This window comes from Thermoflavifilum thermophilum, from assembly GCF_900116565.1.
Taxonomy (GTDB): Bacteria; Bacteroidota; Bacteroidia; order Chitinophagales; family Chitinophagaceae; genus Thermoflavifilum; species Thermoflavifilum thermophilum.
Map to the genome: position 1 here is coordinate 1,021,412 of NZ_FPCJ01000001.1, position 16,697 is coordinate 1,038,108.

A 16,697-nucleotide genomic window follows, 5' to 3' on the forward strand; every position below is an offset into this window, starting at 1 on the left:
ATCTGAAGTATCATTGCCTTTTTCAAATTTGTACCCAATGGCTCAGCAAAAATTATTTCTATTAGATGCGATGGCCCTGATTTACAGGGCTTACTACGCCCTGATCCGCAATCCCCGAATCACTACCTACGGTAAAAATACCAATGCACAATTTGGCTTTACTTCCACGCTGTTTGAATTAATACAAAAAGAAAAGCCCACCCACATGGCTGTGGCCTTCGATACCGAAGCTCCTACAGAACGACACGATACTTATGTAGCCTACAAAGCTAACCGACAGGAAACACCCGAAGATATTCTATCATCCATACCCGATATCAAACGTATCATACGCGCTTTTGAAATTCCTATCATCGAAAAAGATGGCTATGAGGCCGATGATATCATTGGCACGCTGGCCCTGCAGGCAGCTGAACAAGGATTTGAGGTGTTCATGGTAACGGCAGATAAAGATTATGGCCAGCTTTTACACAACCATATCTACATCTACAAGCCACCTTACATGGGCAATAAAGAAGAAATTTTGAGTGCTAAAGATATTTGTGAAAAATGGCAAATCCAGGATGTGAAACAGGTGATTGATATCCTGGGCTTAATGGGAGATAGCGTGGATAACATTCCCGGCATACCCGGAATTGGTGAAAAAACAGCAACCAAATTGATTCAGCAATATCATTCTGTTGAAAATGTGATTGCACATGCCGATGAAATTGGTGGTAAACTGGGTGAAAAAATAAAGGAATTCGCCGATCAGGCCCTGATGTCCAAACAATTGGCAACCATTATTACGGATGTGCCCGTACAGTTTCATGAAGAAGATTTTCGGTTGAAAGAATGGAATAAAACAGAATTGGAAAATATTTTCCGCGAACTGGAATTTAAAACCCTCGGTAAAAGAATTCTGGGAGAGGATTTTTCCATATCCCCTATTCAACCTGATTTATTTGCACCCAGTGATGCGGAGATTGCGAAAAAGGCTGATAAAAAAAATCAGGAAGAAAATCATCCCAGCGACCATTACAAAACCATCCATGATGTAGCACATCAATATTTTGTTTGCGATGATGAAAACGCTATTCAACAATTAATTAAAAAATTTGAAACCAGCAAAAATATCAGCATCGATACAGAAACCACTCATATTGATGCCATGCAGGCCGAACTGGTGGGCATGAGCCTTTGTGTGAAACCTCATGAGGCTTATTACATTCCTTTTGATGCCGATTATAAAAAAGCAACACAACGCCTGGAGCAGCTTAGCAAATTGCTGAACCGGACAGATGTGTGCTGGATTGGACATAACATCAAATATGATATGCTGGTACTGAAAAAATATGGAATCGAACTGAAAGGCAGTTATTTCGATACATTAATTGCACACTACCTGCTCCATCCGGAAGGCAGGCGCAGCCTGGATGATGTGGCCATGCAATATCTGCAATATGCTCCTGTTTCTATTGAAACACTCATCGGAAAAAAAGGAAAACATCAAGGCAGTATGCGGGATGTGGAACTGGAAAAAATCAAAGAATATGCGGCCGAGGATGCTGATATTGCTTTTCAGCTGAAAGATAAACTTGAAAAAGAGTTGCAAAAAAACGAACTGGAAAAAATATTTTATGAAATTGAATGCCCGTTAATCCCGGTGCTGGCTGAAATGGAATTTACCGGTGTGAAGATTGATGTGGATTTTTTGCGGGAATACGCCAAGGAATTAAGCCGTGAAGCCAGGCAACTGGAAGAAAAAATTTATCAGCAGGCGGGTGTAAGATTCAATATTGCTTCGCCCAAACAATTGGGTGAAGTGTTGTTTGAAAAATTAAAACTCGACGAAAATGCCAAAACCACCCGCACCGGTCAATATGCCACCGGTGAAGAAGTGCTTATCAAGCTGGCGCCCAAACATCCCATCGTCGTCGATATTCTTGCCTATCGGGAAATTACCAAACTGCAATCCACCTATGTGGAAGCATTGCCTGACATGATGGATCCGAAAACCGGAAAAATACATACATCCTACAACCAAACCGTGGCTGTTACGGGCCGACTGAGCTCGAACAATCCCAACCTGCAGAACATTCCCATCCGCACCGATCGCGGAAAAGAAATTCGCAAAGCATTTATTCCATCTGAAAAAGGCAACCGACTGGTATCTGCCGACTATTCACAAATTGAATTGCGCATAGTGGCCGCCATGAGCGGAGATAAAAACATGATTGAAGCTTTTCAGAAAGGATGGGACATCCACACAGCTACAGCAGCTCGCGTGTTTGGCGTACCGCTGGATCAGGTTACCAAAGAAATGCGTTATCGGTCCAAGAGTGTGAATTTTGGTATCATCTATGGACAAGGGCCCTTCGGGTTAGCCCAGAACTTAGGCATTTCCCGCACAGAAGCCAAAGAATTGATCGACAATTATTTCAAACAATATCCGGGTATCAAAGCCTATATGGATGCACAGATTGCTTTTGCCAAAAAACACGGATACGTGCAAACCCTGATGGGGCGCAAACGTTGGCTTCCGGACATTCATTCTTCAAACAACACCGTAAGAGGTTATGCTGAACGAAATGCCATCAACATGCCCATCCAGGGCACAGCAGCCGATATGATCAAGCTGGCCATGATCCGCATTCACGACAAGCTGCAGCAAAAAAAATTAAAAGCCCGCATGATTCTGCAGGTGCACGATGAACTGGTACTCGATGTGCCGGAACAGGAAGTAGATGTTGTATCTAAACTCGTGATTCGCGAAATGCAGGAAGCCCTTCCGCTGCCTCACGACGTGCCGGTGGTGGCCGAAGTGGGTGTAGGCAAAAACTGGCTCGAAGCTCATGCCTGATTTGATACACGTTGTTGCCGCGATAGCATTTTTAATATCAAATAAATGCCTCCGCAAGCCAAACATAAAAGCACACTGAACCATACGGTGTATACATCCTCCATTGCAATGCTGATGGCTATGGCTACATAGGCAAGAATAAACAAAGCGGGTATCCAGGGATAACCCCTCATCACGTATTGTTCTTTTGGATTTACCTGTATGCGTTTGCGCAGTATAAAAATAGTAGCCGCCGATGAAGCCATCCCTATGCAATCCAGAAATATCGTGTAGTTCAGCAATACATTGAACTGATTAGAGGCAAACAAAGCTCCCACGCAAATGATCGTAAACAACAACAATGCTGGAAATAAAATCTGTTTTTCGGCTTGACGACGTTTAAAAATCGCCGGTAAAATACCATCTTCACTCATGGCAAATACCACACGCGGATTGGATAGCAACGACACATTTACATAACCCAATACGGAAATAAACAGCAACAAGGAAAATAACTGATCGGCTGCATGTCCAAATAAAGTACCCGCAAGCCTAGCCGCTATGGCCTGCGTATGAGGCAGCTGATCAAATCCAATCACCCGCACATAGGCCCAATTCATGGCTAAATACAAAGGCAGAATAATAGCCATGGCCAACACAATGGCTCGGGGTAATGTCCGACCCGGCCTGTTGACCTCCGCACCAAAATTGATGGTTTGCTGATAACCTTCATACGTAAATGTCACAGCAATCAATGCCGCCCCAAACATGCGAAGTTGTTGCAATGCTGTAAACGATGCAGATGAAGAAACCGGTGCCGACCTGTGCGGAACCGGTATGAACAAAGATGTTAACAAAATCAGCATCATCAGGATCTTAATACCCATCAGGATGTTCTGTGTGGTAGCACTCATCCGCAATCCGGTCATGTTGACGATGAAGAAAATCATAATCGAACAAATTGCAACCACTTGCTGCACAAATGCGGTCTGCAAATGAACCGAAAAAAATGCATGTACCAGATATTCCGCACCAATCAAAGCTACTCCGGCTGTAGAAATGGCATTGGAAACCAGAATCACAATATTGATGATGAAACCCACCATCGGATGATAACAATAAGCAAAGATCCGGTAATAACCTCCCATCACCGGATAGCGCGAGCCAATCTCTGCATAGGTCAATGCACCACACAAAGCCACAAGACCTCCCGCTACCCAGGCTGCAAAAAACCAGAAAGGAACAGGACTCTCAGCTGCTACCAACGATGGGGCCTTGAATATACCCATCCCAATCACGAGGCTGATTACTATGACGGTAAGATCGAATAAACCTAATCGTGGTTTTTGATCGGGCATACAAAATAGAAACAGAAATCCCTGTAAAATACGGATTCCTGTTCATAATCAAATCGGAAAACAGCAAAATCAGTTTTCTGCATGCACCAACACCGGGTAGAGAGAAGGTGCTATGGGATGATCGGCCTGAAACTTGAAACCCAGCAAATCGGCCAACGTGGCGGCTATCTGTGCCTGATAATATTGTGCATGCTCTTTTCTTTCTCCCACGGCAGCAATTCCTGGCCCCATCACCGCCATCCAGATAGCGGATGAACCTTTTACTTTTGCTCCATGATCACGCCAGGCATCGCCTGTGCCACGACCATGATCGCAGGTAAGCAACAAGACTGTTTGTCCAGCATAAAAAGGATCCTGTTGCAAATAAGTCCATAAATCGCGTATCATCCCATCTTCCGCATGCGCACTTTTGATGTATTGATCATACATGCCCGCATGCGCATAATCATCCGTCTCATCAAAAGCTATGTACAACACCCGCGGATGATAAGCCTTCAAATATTCCTTCGCCGCTGCATACGTAAATATATCCGGACGCAAATCCAATGGCTTGGCCGTCAAACGCTGCAGAAGGTTCAGCAAACGCAGTTCAGGTGTCGCATCGGGTAAGCTATCTTCATCCGCATTCACATAGATGCCACTTTCCCATTTGTTTAAAATATAGGGAAATACATCCCACGAAGTAAATGCCGCAACTTTACCCTGATAACCAGATTGCTGATTGAGATAGCCCAGCACATGTTTATTGGGATTGCGGACTTTATCATTTGAATGAATGGCTGTATCCGGATATCCGGTAAAGATTTCATGATAACCAGGATAGGAAAAATGATACACATTGGCTACATTCATGTCATTGCCCAGATTCCTGTTGCCCAACAGCTGCCCGTCGTGCGCCATCACGCCCCAGATAAATGGAAACAACTTCTCCCGCCGTACCTGGGGTGATGCATCCCAATATAAGCGCCGCATCTCATCCGGATCTCGCGTATATGCTGCATCATGCATCAATACCGAATCCACTCCACCGAAAACCTCCTGCCATCGCAATCCGTCAAAAGTAACAATGACCAGATTCCTCGCAGGCTGCTGAGCTTTGGCCAGATATACAACCAGCAAAAATGAACTAAGGAATAGCAGAAAAAAACGTCGCATTTGCATGATATTATTTTTTTATTTTAAGATCCACATGATGCCATTGATATCATCATTACCTCCAAACTGCCTGTTCAGTGCATCCTGATAATGCTGTGCATTAGCTGTTTTTTCTTCCGACGGATATTGAAAACGCATGGCTATGCGTCCACTATTACCCGTGCCCGGACCGGTAGTAAAATTAGGCACGCCCGTGCGACGATATTGATAGTAAGCTTCAAGTCCGGCATGCAGAAACAAAGTAAGATATTTTTGCTGAAGAATCTGGGTAAGTCCCATTGCATTGTTGCCCGCATATTTTACGGTAGACTGGTTGTAATAACTGGTAAAATCTACAGGAATCTGATAGGTATCATATGTGCCCAAGCTAGCACCTGGATGTAGAAAATAAGCCGTGAACTGACCTGATAAAGGAATCTGATAAAAACTCCACGATGCCTGAATACCTTGTTTATAATAAGCTTCTGCATTCCCAAGAGGTCCGCCGGCAATCCATCCGCGGTTAATAGCTTCTGCAATGTTGAAGCATTGTTCAGCATAACCGATTTGAATACAAGGCTCACCCGTATAAGTATCGTAATATCTTTTCCGATTGATCAATGAATATTCGCCCGCATTGGTTTTATTATACATGGTACCCAGATCTTCTCCAGGATCAGCACCCACAAAGGCATTAAAACTGGTGGCTGAAACACCAGCTGACACAAGAGCCTGAGCAGGTTCTGAAGTAACAAATACACGCGGATCATGTAATTGTGTAAGCAGGCCTACATAAGTAGCAGAGCAATTCTCTCTCAATGCATTGAAACCAAAATTACCGGGATTACGAGGATAAATATTTGTGGGATAAATAAACACGTATTGTAAGTTATCATCATTGCTTTGCAACAAAGGATATTGAGAAGGGTTATTAACAATGGTATTAAACTGTTGGGCAATATGCAAATCAGGATCGTTGATTTTTTTGCTCAAATGAATCAACAATCTTAGCCTGAATGCATTCACAATTTTCTGCCATTGTACCAGATTGCCATTGAAATAGAAATCACCATCTGGCTTGCTGGGTCCTGAAATAATGAGTTGATGCAATTCCTGATTAGCCGTATCCAACCAAAGCAAGGCCTGCTGAAAAACAAGTTTTTGGGAATCATACACGGGCGTAAGATTATTTGTTCCTTTCAATGCATCGCGCATGGGAATATCCCCCATTTCGAGGCTCATCTTGGTAAAGAAATATGCTTTGAAGAATAGTGACAGTGCATGATAGGGATTTTGCAATGATGTATTTCCAGCTGATGCTTCCTGAACCATTTTATCCACATTCTTTAACGTTGCATAATAATCATTACCAGGTCCAAAATCATATCGGTTGTTGCCGTAATAACTGTAATTGATCAAAAAATATTGATCCCATCGCTCATCCATGCCACCCGGTAAATCTGCCATATCACTCAGAATACCGGTAAGTAACAACGATGGAGGAACCTGCGTAGGCTTGTTTGGATTCACATTCAGATCCTGAAATGACTGATTGCAGGAAATAGTAAATAATGCACATCCTGTACAACATAAGATCAACGAAATGGTAATAAACTTTTTCATACAAGCTATTGCTTAAAATGTGAGTTGAATATTGAATCCAAAACGTCGGGTAGTAGGAGTTTGCAAAACTGTAGAACTGGTTCCATAATTAAACTGATCTACATCCACATCTTTAAATCGTTTGTCTTTGTAGAAATAAAGCAGATTTCTTCCAACAAGTGAAACGGTTAATCTTTGAATTCCTGAACGTTGCAGCCAATTCTCAGGGAAATCATAGCTGATGATTACTTCTCTTAGTTTGGTAAATGTTTTGCTCATCAGATTGGCTTCACTGGTGGAGTAATAAATGGTAGTCCAGGGTTGCACCTGTATAGGGGTGGTGTTGGGTACAAACTTTAGTTGATCATAATTGGTAATAACGCCCGTTTTTGAATCAAAATTGATAGGCACATTATTCGCAACCACTACTCCTTCACCCACATAAGCTCCTTTCCAGTTCGGATCACCTGCATGCTGATCGTCCAGATCTCTGGCTATACCTAATTGGCCTTGCACGGTTTCAATATTTCTTCCTCCACGCATCGTTTTGTTGTGAATATAATCAGTAGTCACACCACCTACCCTTCCATCAAACTGAAATCCCAGGCTAAATTGTTTATACCGGATCTGATTGTATATGCCCCATTCATATTTCCCATTTAGATAACCCAGGAATTGAGGAACTGGATTAATTAGAGGAGCACCACTATTATCATATACAACCAGTCCTTCTTTGGTTTTCACGAAAGCAGATCCATAGAACTTATCTACGCGATCTCCTTTACGGAAGAAAGTATTGTAGGTTGTTTGACCTGGCGGCAACTCCAAATACACTTCCTTGAACGTACTCCAGTTAAATGATATATCCCAATTGAAAAGATGGGAAACAGATACAGGCGTTGCCGTAATATTTAGTTCATATCCGCTCTTTTCTGTTTTTAGCGCATTCAGATAATAATAACTGTATCCTGTAGCTGTAGAAATAGGATTTTGCAGGATCTGCGGACCATCAATATACTGAAAAGCTGTAGCACTTAATCCCAGACGGTTGTTGATGAATTTGATATCAAATCCCTGTTCAAAATTCACCCGATTGAAAGTTTTGAGATTGGGATCATACAGGTTGCTGCTGTAATAGGCAGCCGTCATGTTGTTGTATGGTTTGGAAGTAGAATAGGTTTGAATCAGCGAATAATCAGGCCCGCCGTAAGGCGACAGATAAGGATTGCCGTAACCCAATGGATAATCATACAAAGAATTTCCGGATGGATTGGCACCAAATTGTGTGATGGTATTAAACGGTGCCGGTCCAATAGTGGGAGAGGTTGCATCACCATGTATGGTAGCAAACGAAGCACGTATTTTGAAGAAGGATATATTTCTGGGTAATTGAATATAATCTGATAATACCGATGACAAAGAAATGCTAGGATAAAAATAACTGTTATGTTTAGGAGGTAGAGCTGAAGATTTGTCAATTCTTCCTGTGAGTCCAATAGTAGCATACTTGGAAAGCGAAATATCCGACGAAGCATAAGCACTATATACACGCATATCAGCCAGGAAATTGCTGGCCTGTATAGGGTTCAGGGAATTGCTGAAATTATACACACCAGGTACACTTAAATAATCAGTAGAAATCCAGGTTGAACGATAATTAAACAATCTGACACTTCCACCTACCAAGCCGCTGATTTCAATTTTTCTTCTGATCGTGTAATCATAATTTATCTGAACATCGGTATTGTTCTCGAACAGATCCCGATGATCTTCCCGGTAATCACCTTTGTTTTGTTCACGACCATATGGATGCGCTGAGTAAGGCATTTTTTCATTGCGGAACAAATTATAGGTGGTAATTTGTGTACGAACCTGCACATTTACATGCGGATTCAACACATAATGAGCTGTCACATAACCATAGATGTCTGTTTTGTAATGACCTCTTAGCCATTCATAAACCATAAACCATGGATTGTGATAGCGTTGATATTCGGCAAACATTTGCTGAATACCCACTTTACCGGGTTGCCAGATAGCACGGATATCCGGTGCATCCACATCCCAATCCGATCCCGTCCAGATAGCCACATTGTAAATCAAACTGTTGGGGCCATAATCTACATCCGGGAAATTGGGACTGAACTGGCGGTTGATATTCACATTTGATTCAATCCGGATGCGATCGCTTAGCTTATAGGAACCATACGTGTTGAAATTGATGATATTCAGACTCATGTTGGGGATAATGCTCTGCTGATGCGATTGAGAAACTGAAAACCTCAGCTGATACGCATCACCTGTAGCCGAAAGCGATATGTTATTGTTGGTCTGAAAACCCATCCGCAGAAAACGTTGCAGATTATTGGCCCCACGTGCAATCCAGGGTGTAGGCTGAATATGCCCTTTCCACACATATCCTCCCGGAAATACAGTGGTGAAAACAGAATCGGGGTAATATTTTCCATCGTATTGTGGTATCAATTGTCCGCGAAATTTAGGTCCCCAGATATCATAGTCATTGTCATTCAAACCTCCACCACGTCCATCCGCAAAAGCATATAGTTGGTTTTCACCTGGGCCATATTCATTTTGCAAACGTGGAAAAGCAATAAATCCTTTGTCAAACATATTGGTGGAGTTAACTTCCACCTGCCAACCTTTTTGCTTGAGTCCTTTTTTGGTGGTAATTAATATCGCACCATATTGTGCACGGCTTCCGTACAAAGCAGCTGCTACCGGGCCTTTTAGTATAGAAATGGATGCAATATCATCCGGATTCAAATTCCAGCTATCGGAACTGATAGGAACACCATCTACCACATATAAGCTGATCTGATTTCCACGTAATAATACCGTCGGCTGACGAAGCATTTCAGCAGAGGGTCCTACCGAAAGCCCGGCTACTTTTCCTTCCAGACCGGTAAGAGGATTGGGGTCGCGCGCTTTCACCAGTTCATCTCCATTTACTTCCTGAACGGCATATCCGATTTTCTTTACCTCCTTGCGTACACCCAATGCTGTAACTACAACTTCATCGAGAGCTTGTTGAGCAGGTTTCAGCACAATTATCAATTCCTTGTTTTCTGCTACGGGAATGCGTTGCGTTTCAAATCCAATGAACTTGACAACCAATGTATCGTGCAATACATAAGGTAAATGAAACTGCCCGTTTTCTCCGGTAATCCTGCCTTCTTTTGTCATTACTGAGAAAACACTCGCTCCCCGCACAGGCTGCTGATCAACAGAAGAAAGCACTTTTCCTGAAATCATTTCCTGGCCAGAGGCTGAAATAAACATCATCCATCCGGCAAACAGGCATATACAAGTTTTTCTGGCGTGTAAATAAAATTGTATCATCTTTATACAGGTTGAAAGGTGAATCAATCACAAACTTCAACCTGCATGATGAACAAATCAATAAGGAAAAATGAAATTCTGTTTAACAAATCGTAAACCCAAAAGCCGCATTGAAAATCCAACGCCTGATACATTTATATGTGCAATAAATGAAGGATCCATACGCCTGCCAGACCTCCAATGGATACAATCGTTTCCATCACACTCCAGGTGAGAAAAGTTTGTTTCATGGTTAAATGAAAATATTCTTTAAACAACCAGAAACCGCCATCGTTTACATGCGAAAACATCAGACTGCCTGCACCAATGGATAATACCATCAATTCAGGCGACACATGTGATTGCTGTAAAAAAGGCATGAGAATACCCACAGTGGTTAATCCAGCCACTGTAGCTGATCCTATGCATATCCTGATGACCGCAGCTACCAGCCATCCCATCAGCAAAGGATGAACATGCCACTGGACGAAAATAGCTGAAAGATAATCATTGAGTCCGCCGTCATGCAATACTTGCATAAATGCCCCGGCACCCGCAATCACAAACATCACCACCGAAACCTGTTGAAAAGCATCCTGCAAATCGCGCGTGATGGACTTCATGGATAAACCTCTCTTTAAGCCAAGACCCACGATTGCTATAATCACAGATATAAACATAGCAATATCTGCATTGCCAATGAAATGCAACACCTGCATCAGAAACCCGGATGTGGGAAAAAGCATGGCACCTATTGTATACAATGTGAGCAAAATCAATGGCATGAGGGCAATAATAAAACTTGTTGCTACACCAGGGAGTTTATCTGCTGCTAACGCAGGGGATGTAAACATGTGTGCTTCTATTACAGGCTTGTATTTTTTGAGTCGGGTTGCGAACAGGGGTCCTGCCAGGGCAATGACCGGAATTGCAATCACGATTCCATACAGCAATGTTTTCCCGATATTGGCATGCAGCTCCACAGCAATAGCTGTAGGAGATGGATGGGGCGGTAAAAAGCCATGCGCAACCGATAAAGCAGATAGCATGGGAATAGCTATGTATAACAAAGGCAGACGAACACGATGCGCAATTGCAAAAATAAAAGGTACTACCACTACAAAACCTGCCGTATAAAACATGGGAATACCTATGATAAGTCCGGCCAGTGCCAATCCCCACCGGATATTCCGTAAACCAAACCAACTGATGAGTTGATCCGTTATTTGCCTGGCAGCACCGCTATCAGCCACCAGGCGCCCCAGCATAGCCCCCAATCCCAGAATAATAACCAGTGACCCTAAAGTATTCCCGATGCCGGTCTCAACAGCATGCACAATTGCATCTGATCCCATCCCGCTCCACCATCCTACCATTACACTTACCAGCAAAAAAGATAAAAATGTATCGGCCTTCACCCAGGCAATAAGCAGAATCAATAGGAATATACCGAAAATGGTAATCAACAAAGGCATAAGCAAATGAAATAAATACAGATTAAAAATAAAAGGAAGTTTTTTAAATTCAATTTTTTCTTTTGATCAGGCCATTCTCTTTTCAACTAAAAATTCATTTCAAACATGAGTTGTTCATTCATCTTCATTTCCTCAATTTTGCAGGATCAAACGATGATCATGAAATATCAACATATCTTCTTTGATCTGGACCATACCCTGTGGGATTTCACCCATAATGCAAAACAAACTTTGGCACAACTATACGAGGAATACATGCTGGAAAAGAAGACAGGTATAGGCTTTGACAAATTCTATCAAGGTTATGCATATCATAATGAACGGCTATGGGAGGCATATCGCCTTCATCAGATCAGCAGGGAAGAGTTGCAATGGAAACGTATGTGGCTGGCTTTACAGGAAATCAATTATCCCGATGAATCACTGGCTATCCGGATGGGTGAAGATTTTCTGAAAATCTTGCCTCGTCAGTCACAACTAATGCCTGGTTCAAAAGAAATTTTGGATTATCTGAAGAGCAAAAATTATCATCTGCATATTCTGACAAACGGTTTTCCGGAAATTCAGGAATTAAAATTGCAAAGTGCAGGAATTGACAAGTATTTTGATTATGTAATTACTTCTGCTCAAGCGGGTTGCTTAAAGCCCGACCTGCAATTCTTTCTGTATGCGCTTACACATACCCACGCACATCCCAACGAAAGCCTGATGATTGGCGATGATTTGGAAGTGGATATTGAAGGGGCCCGCCAGGCGGGTATGGATCAGGTTTATTTTAATCCTCCAGGATATCCGGAAACATCAACGGCGACCTATACTATTACACATCTGGAAGAACTAAAGCAAATACTCTGAATGAAAAATCCGGGAAAATTTAATTCCAGCTTGCCAATCGGGTAACACCGGTTTTAACGGGTTGCTGAAGTTTTACGTGGATGTGCACATGCGGAGGAAGCAATACATCTACACGAGATCCAAATTTAATAAATCCCAGCTCATCACCCTGACGTACCTGCATGCCCTCTCGTGCATAATTCACAATGCGACGTGCCATGGCACCGGCAATCTGTTTCACCATCACATCTCCATGGGATGAACGAATTACAAGGGTGTGTCGCTCATTGAGTGAAGATGATTTCGGATGCCAGGCAACCAGGTATTTACCCGGATGATAAGCACTGTATGTAACCTGCCCTGATACGGGATAGCGATTGAGATGCACATTCAACGGACTCATAAATACAGAAATCAGTATGCGCCTGTCATGAAAATATTCTGTTTCATCCACCTCTTCAATAGCTACTACATGTCCATCGGCAGCCGATAGAATAGCATTTTCATCATCTACTTTTTTTCGGTGGGGCACCCGGAAAAAAGCAACGATGAGAATGAATAAAACGATGGAAACTACCAGCCATAAACCCCATACAGATGGAAAATGCTGATGCAAAAAATGATATATCAACCAATCGAGTATCAGCAGTACTATGGCTGAAATGGCTATGATGCGATATCCTTCGCGATGAATATGCATTATACAAAAACTATGGATACAAAGATAACATTATTTTATCACCCCTTGTTTCGTGCATCAAAGCATCCAAATATGCACATACAGCCATACCACCGGCACAGCTATCAGCATGGAATCAAACCGGTCGAGCAAGCCACCATGCCCCGGCATCAACTGTCCGGAATCTTTTACCCCTGCCATTCGTTTCAGGGCCGATTCCAACAGATCACCCATGGTACCAAATATGCCAACCAGCAAAGCAATCATGATCCAGTGCCACTTGCTGAATAATGGCCATATTTCGGATGCAACCAACGCCAGCAGCATGGTGCATACAATACCTCCCAGCGTACCTTCCCAGGTTTTACCCGGTGAAACAGCAGGCCAAAGCTTGTGTTTCCCCAATAAAGAGCCGGTAATATAAGCCATCGTATCATTTACCCATAGACATCCAATAATGATTACAGGTATCCATTGCAGAGAAGCATGCATCTGTTGCCAGCGAAAATAAATCATCAACGCAGGAGCAAGACCCACATACAAACAACCAGCCAACGATAACATCACAAAAGCAAATCGAAACTGCCCTATGAATAATTCAGATACTGGAATCAACACAAAACTGATCATCAATATATCGAGACCTATTGCATCCACCCGCGGTGATTGTACAGATGATGCCAAACCCATTGCCATCAACAATATACCCATTACAGCCAGCCACATAGCTATCTGGTTTATCAGGTTGCGTTTTTTACCCTTGCTATTATCTGATACAACCATCATTATCAGATTCGTTAATTGCTGATACTCCCACAGGCAACCTACAGCAATTATGGTAAACAGTACAAGAAAACTATAACGATTGAGTAACAATCCCAAAAGCATAATGGCAACAAATACCACTGCCGTAATGCTCCGTGTAAAAAAAGTGCGGGAAAGTGTACCCATGCAGAATATAACTTACCAATTGTCTAAAAAAGGATATGATGATTTTATTTTTCTCGCGTTTCTTCAATCAACTTTCTAGCTTGTTCCGCATCTGACTGATATACATACAGGTGTATTTCACCCACCAGAAACTCAGAATCCTGCCTGTTCATAATGACACTTTCAATACCATGCTCCTTAAGCATACCCTGAATCAGTGCGGCCTCATAGGATTGCCGCGTACTGTATATTTTTACCCATTCTGTTTCCATATACTTCCAAATATTTAACGTTTAGTTATTCAACCTATTATGTGTTCGATCATGCAATCAAACATCCGTTCAGAAAAAAGATTCACGCTGCTTATGCCGAGCCGAAAGTCGTTTCAGCCCTATCAGCAAAACTATCACCATTACACCACTCAGCAAGCCCACCCATGGCGTAACCTGACTATCGCCCATGGGATCAGTTTTTATCCAGCCCAGCTGATACAAATACACGAGCGTAACATCCACCCCATTATTTACAAAATGCCCTATCATAGCCAGCCACAAGCTTCTGGTTAGGACAAATACATATCCCAGCATCAGTCCGAGAATAAAACGGGGTAAAAAGCCAAGAAACTGAAAATGCAAAAAGCTAAAAATAAATGCTGTGAGAATCACACCTGCAGTTACGCGGCCCGTCCACCTGATGAGCAGCTGTTGCAAGGCTCCACGAAAAAAAGCTTCCTCGCAAATACCCGGCAACACAGCTACCATCAACAAATTAACCAGATAATCACCCACATTGTGCGTAGTAAGCAAAAGACGAGTTTGTTGTTCAGCTAACTTTTCCGTGTTCCGAATCCAGGTTTCCAGTTGATGCAAACGACCACCCAGATGCACCTGTTCATTCCATTGGCCTGTCAAACCAATAAATGGCAAACTTGCTACCATCAACGCCGCTACTACTACCAGCTGAGGAAGGCTAAATGACCGCCCTAACCCCATCCAGTGCATGGGTTTGGTATCAGCCAACCAGGCAAATACCAGAGCAGGCAACAAAAAAATCATGATGCTGGAAAGCGATTGCAGGAGTTTAAGCATCCCCAGCATCCGGGGATCAGTCAATGCCTGTTTCGTATCTATCAGCTGAAACCCGGCATGGCTGAACAATAGCAGCATACTTAACAAAAAATAAAGCATAAACCCGGCAATCGTCAGGGCAATCAAAATCAGCACCTGCATGCCATAACCTGTGTAATGAAATTTACTGCTCATCTGGGAAAATTATTCCCCCAAATTAGAAAATTCACATGGAAAATAAACTGCGGTTAAAAAAGAGAAATGAAGGATATGAATAGCAATTGTGATCTATGCGTGGGTACTTCTTTTTGTGAAAAACTTCAGGTGATATACCCAGGCTATGAGTATGCCCCCTGCAGCGTATTGAAGCAGGCCGTACAAAAACCATTTTGCCGCAAGTGAAAAAGGAATGAATCCGGTAGATGCATAAGTATTCAGCGACATTGTCAACCCAATCCAGCATCCCATTATCAGCCCGTAGATCAATCCTTCAACTATACGACCTGTTTTTTTCCAGGCACTGTATACCAGGACAAAGAAAAATGATCCAATAACAGAAGTCACGATAAATGCCCATATTTTACTTTGAATGTTTTCTGTGTGCAATACCGGCATCAATTCCATGTATTGGCGATGCAACAATACATCGTGAATCACGTAGCCCGTTATGCTGTTAAAAATATATAAAACAACACATGCAGAAAGAAAACGAATGACCATAAATACGGAGATTCAAGTATTATAAAATAAATTTTTCATGCAAAACTTTTCATTTTCATTCACTCTTGTATAACAATCATGCTGTTATTCACATAGGTTCACTTACTTTTTACCAATTTCACCAAATAATAACCCAATGGAACAAAAATCAGCAATAAGGAAACAGGCATAAACCATTCACCTAATCCTGCTGCCTTGCCTTCTGCAGATTTGATAAGCTGATATTCCATCAATCCGAAAATAAACACCAGGATTGTTTTCAGGTATCTGATCAATCGAGTGGCAAGTGTGTATTGTGTATATGCATTTTCATCGGTTATGCGCGTGGGATAGTTAAACAAATGAGGATACTGATTCAACACGGTTAAACCGATAAAAAGAACCGTTGTAACTGACGGGATTGTCCATATCATCCATTTCTTGCCCAATTTATTTGCGTGCCCCATTGCATCAAAATGCACCGGAATTGTTTCCGGCAAACGGTGATAATGCGCTATCACCATCCACCACAAAGCAATCAGCAAAATCCAACCGGCAATCTCAAGCACCTTATCAGCCATACGAAGCTTTAATTGAATAACGGGTCGCATGTATGTCAGTTATGATTTACATTTTGTTGGATATTTTTTGGAAATATCTTTTATCTGGTTCTTGTTTGAATGCCGAACTTTAGGTTTTAAGTTTACCCAATGTAAAACTATTTTTTTCATTATTAAAGTTTACTTGGTTAATTGGTAA

At 42.2% G+C, this 16,697-nt stretch carries 13 protein-coding genes; 2 read left to right on the plus strand and 11 right to left on the minus strand.

Annotated elements, in window-relative coordinates; translation table 11 throughout:
• The first annotated feature begins 37 nt into the window (after positions 1–37).
• Complete coding sequence (gene polA / locus BM367_RS04455) at positions 38–2,842, plus strand: DNA polymerase I (protein WP_092458300.1); 2,805 nt, start codon at positions 38–40, stop codon at positions 2,840–2,842.
• Here polA and BM367_RS04460 read toward each other — a convergent pair.
• The 5 genes from BM367_RS04460 to BM367_RS04480 form a co-directional block, all read right to left on the minus strand.
• Positions 2,833–4,179, minus strand: coding sequence for an APC family permease (locus BM367_RS04460; RefSeq protein WP_092458303.1), 1,347 nt, complete (start codon positions 4,177–4,179; stop codon positions 2,833–2,835). The genes polA and BM367_RS04460 overlap by 10 nt on opposite strands.
• Before the next feature lie 69 nt (positions 4,180–4,248).
• Positions 4,249–5,334 carry an alkaline phosphatase family protein gene (locus tag BM367_RS04465; protein WP_143103949.1) on the minus strand — a complete coding sequence of 362 codons (1,086 nt, stop codon included), beginning with the start codon at positions 5,332–5,334 and terminating at the stop codon, positions 4,249–4,251.
• 18 nt (positions 5,335–5,352) lie between these two features.
• A complete protein-coding gene (locus tag BM367_RS04470; protein ID WP_092458309.1) occupies positions 5,353–6,936 on the minus strand; it encodes a SusD/RagB family nutrient-binding outer membrane lipoprotein in 1,584 nt (527 codons plus the stop codon).
• A gap of 12 nt (positions 6,937–6,948) precedes the next feature.
• Complete coding sequence (locus BM367_RS04475) at positions 6,949–10,275, minus strand: SusC/RagA family TonB-linked outer membrane protein (protein WP_245759893.1); 3,327 nt, start codon at positions 10,273–10,275, stop codon at positions 6,949–6,951.
• 134 nt (positions 10,276–10,409) lie between these two features.
• The gene (locus tag BM367_RS04480; RefSeq protein ID WP_092458315.1) at positions 10,410–11,729 is read right to left on the minus strand and encodes a gluconate:H+ symporter; all 1,320 of its coding nucleotides are present in this window, start codon (positions 11,727–11,729) and stop codon (positions 10,410–10,412) included.
• Positions 11,730–11,888: 159 nt separating this feature from the next.
• On the opposite strand from BM367_RS04480, the gene BM367_RS04485 reads away from it, so the two are divergent.
• Complete coding sequence (locus tag BM367_RS04485; RefSeq protein WP_177224105.1) at positions 11,889–12,584, plus strand: YjjG family noncanonical pyrimidine nucleotidase; 696 nt, start codon at positions 11,889–11,891, stop codon at positions 12,582–12,584.
• Between the two features lie 19 nt (positions 12,585–12,603).
• On the opposite strand, the gene BM367_RS04490 is transcribed toward BM367_RS04485, so the two are convergent.
• The 6 genes from BM367_RS04490 to BM367_RS04515 form a co-directional block, all read right to left on the minus strand.
• Positions 12,604–13,263, minus strand: coding sequence for a phosphatidylserine decarboxylase family protein (locus tag BM367_RS04490; RefSeq protein ID WP_092458321.1), 660 nt, complete (start codon positions 13,261–13,263; stop codon positions 12,604–12,606).
• A gap of 57 nt (positions 13,264–13,320) precedes the next feature.
• Positions 13,321–14,193, minus strand: a complete 873-nt coding sequence (locus tag BM367_RS04495) for a phosphatidate cytidylyltransferase (RefSeq protein ID WP_092458324.1) — start codon at positions 14,191–14,193, stop codon at positions 13,321–13,323.
• Positions 14,194–14,237: 44 nt separating this feature from the next.
• Positions 14,238–14,444, minus strand: coding sequence for a putative signal transducing protein (locus BM367_RS04500; protein ID WP_092458327.1), 207 nt, complete (start codon positions 14,442–14,444; stop codon positions 14,238–14,240).
• A 69-nt stretch (positions 14,445–14,513) separates the two neighbouring features.
• Positions 14,514–15,434, minus strand: a complete 921-nt coding sequence (locus BM367_RS04505; protein ID WP_092458330.1) for a CPBP family intramembrane glutamic endopeptidase — start codon at positions 15,432–15,434, stop codon at positions 14,514–14,516.
• A gap of 93 nt (positions 15,435–15,527) precedes the next feature.
• The gene (locus BM367_RS04510) at positions 15,528–15,959 is read right to left on the minus strand and encodes a hypothetical protein (RefSeq protein WP_092458333.1); all 432 of its coding nucleotides are present in this window, start codon (positions 15,957–15,959) and stop codon (positions 15,528–15,530) included.
• Positions 15,960–16,057: 98 nt separating this feature from the next.
• The gene (locus BM367_RS04515; RefSeq protein WP_092458336.1) at positions 16,058–16,549 is read right to left on the minus strand and encodes a DUF1648 domain-containing protein; all 492 of its coding nucleotides are present in this window, start codon (positions 16,547–16,549) and stop codon (positions 16,058–16,060) included.
• Positions 16,550–16,697: the final 148 nt, after the last annotated feature.

Coding starts and splice junctions, on each gene's coding strand:
- polA (WP_092458300.1), top strand. CDS start 38: ATGGCTCAGCAAAAATTATTTCTATTAGATGCGATGGCCCTGATTTAC.
- BM367_RS04460 (WP_092458303.1), bottom strand. CDS start 4,179: ATGCCCGATCAAAAACCACGATTAGGTTTATTCGATCTTACCGTCATA.
- BM367_RS04465 (WP_143103949.1), bottom strand. CDS start 5,334: ATGCGACGTTTTTTTCTGCTATTCCTTAGTTCATTTTTGCTGGTTGTA.
- BM367_RS04470 (WP_092458309.1), bottom strand. CDS start 6,936: ATGAAAAAGTTTATTACCATTTCGTTGATCTTATGTTGTACAGGATGT.
- BM367_RS04475 (WP_245759893.1), bottom strand. CDS start 10,275: ATGATACAATTTTATTTACACGCCAGAAAAACTTGTATATGCCTGTTT.
- BM367_RS04480 (WP_092458315.1), bottom strand. CDS start 11,729: ATGCCTTTGTTGATTACCATTTTCGGTATATTCCTATTGATTCTGCTT.
- BM367_RS04485 (WP_177224105.1), top strand. CDS start 11,889: ATGAAATATCAACATATCTTCTTTGATCTGGACCATACCCTGTGGGAT.
- BM367_RS04490 (WP_092458321.1), bottom strand. CDS start 13,263: ATGCATATTCATCGCGAAGGATATCGCATCATAGCCATTTCAGCCATA.
- BM367_RS04495 (WP_092458324.1), bottom strand. CDS start 14,193: ATGGGTACACTTTCCCGCACTTTTTTTACACGGAGCATTACGGCAGTG.
- BM367_RS04500 (WP_092458327.1), bottom strand. CDS start 14,444: ATGGAAACAGAATGGGTAAAAATATACAGTACGCGGCAATCCTATGAG.
- BM367_RS04505 (WP_092458330.1), bottom strand. CDS start 15,434: ATGAGCAGTAAATTTCATTACACAGGTTATGGCATGCAGGTGCTGATT.
- BM367_RS04510 (WP_092458333.1), bottom strand. CDS start 15,959: ATGGTCATTCGTTTTCTTTCTGCATGTGTTGTTTTATATATTTTTAAC.
- BM367_RS04515 (WP_092458336.1), bottom strand. CDS start 16,549: ATGCGACCCGTTATTCAATTAAAGCTTCGTATGGCTGATAAGGTGCTT.